General features: G+C 70.9%; 2 protein-coding genes. Both read right to left on the minus strand.

Annotated features, from left to right (window positions below; genetic code table 11):
* On the minus strand, positions 1-257 hold a 257-nt coding region (locus ACVMYR_RS33050), incomplete at its 3' end, for an RICIN domain-containing protein (protein ID WP_457123695.1).
* A gap of 256 nt (positions 258-513) precedes the next feature.
* Positions 514-1,523, minus strand: a 1,010-nt coding sequence (locus ACVMYR_RS33055) for an RICIN domain-containing protein (RefSeq protein WP_457123696.1), incomplete at its 5' end; no start/stop codon positions are given.

Consider the following 1,523-nt stretch of genomic DNA (forward strand, 5'->3'; position numbering starts at 1 on the left):
CAGGCGCCGTCGTTGCGCGTCCACTGGGTGATCCGCGCCCCGTCGTTGGTCGCCTGGTTGTACAGGTCCAACGCCTTGCCGCTGTTGCGGTTCACCAACACGTACGACGCGGTGGTGTCCACCGTCGCGGCCACGGCCGCCGACGGCACCACCGCGACGATCCCGGCGCCGAGCAGCATCGCCAGCATGGCGGCGGCGACCCGGGGCAACCGGCCACGCCGTCGCGCGCCCGGCACGACCTGTTCGATGAGTGCCATGTCCCTCCTTCGTGGACGGTCGACGGACGGCCAAGGCCGTCGACACCAACTCCTGTTAGCGCTCACATCGAGCACATTGACTGTGGGCGATAACACTCCGGACGTCAAGCCGTAACATTCGCCGGGCCCTCGGTCGACGGGGCGTGGGAACGCGCACACCGCGAGCCCACCGGCGACGGCCACGGCCGGGGGCCGCCCGGCGGTCGGCATGACCCGCCGGGCGGCCCGTCACGGCCCGTTCACTGCAACGGCCCGGTCACTGGAACTGCGTGATGAAGCTCCACGCCGTCGCGGGGACCCAGGTCCGGGCTCCGCTGTCGCCTCCCGCGCCGTCCTGGGGCGCGGCGATGTGGCCACCGTCGAAGGCGGCCCAGACCACCGGGTACCCCGAGCGGCAGCCGGAGTAGGTGGTGACGACGTGGGTCAGGCTGCCCGCCGACGGCTCGCGGGGCGACTGCGGGGTGCAGCCGTTGTTGGCGACGAAGCGGTCGCGCAGGGAGCGGCCGCTGGCGATGTTGTCACCGATGCCGTGCACGCCCAGGTACGCGACGGGCTGGGTGCCGCCGCTGCAGCCGCTGAGCGTGCCCGGGGAGGACTGCACCACGACCGCGCGGAAGATGTTCGGTCGGGAGCAGGCCAGGGAGAAGCTCATCGCGCCGCCGTAGCTGAACCCGATGGAGAAGCGCTGGCGCGGGTTGACGCAGAGCGCCCCCTCGATCCGGCTGAGCATGTTGTCGACGAAGGTGACGTCCTCGCCGCCGGCGTTGGCCCAGCCGTTGTCGATGCCCTGCGGGGCGACGAAGATCGTGGAGTTGTTCGCCAGCCGCTGGAGCCCGTAGTAGGACCAGGTGTTGCGGTCCACGGTCTGACCGGTGTCCACGTCGACCGCCGTGCCGCCCCACCAGTGGAACCCGAAGACCAGGCGGTACGGGGTGTTCTGGTTGTAGTTGGCCGGGATCCGCAGGATGAAGGTGCGGTTCTTGCCGCCGCTGGAGATGGTGTGCGTGCCGCTGGCGATGCCCGGCGCCTTGCCGCAGCCGGCGGTGCCGTTGCCCGGCGGCGGCGTGGTCGGCGTGGTGCCGCCGTCGACGCGGACGAGCTGCCACTGCTGGTTAGACCCGTTCCAGTCGGCGTACTGGACGACGTTCGCGCCGTCGGCGGTCGAGGCGTTCTGGATCTCCACGGCCTTGTTGGAATGCCGGGCGATCAACCGCACGTAGCCGGCGTCGGAGTCGGCCAGCCGGAACTGCTGGTTGGTGCCGTTGA

It is taken from the genome of Micromonospora sp. PTRAS2, assembly GCF_054052245.1.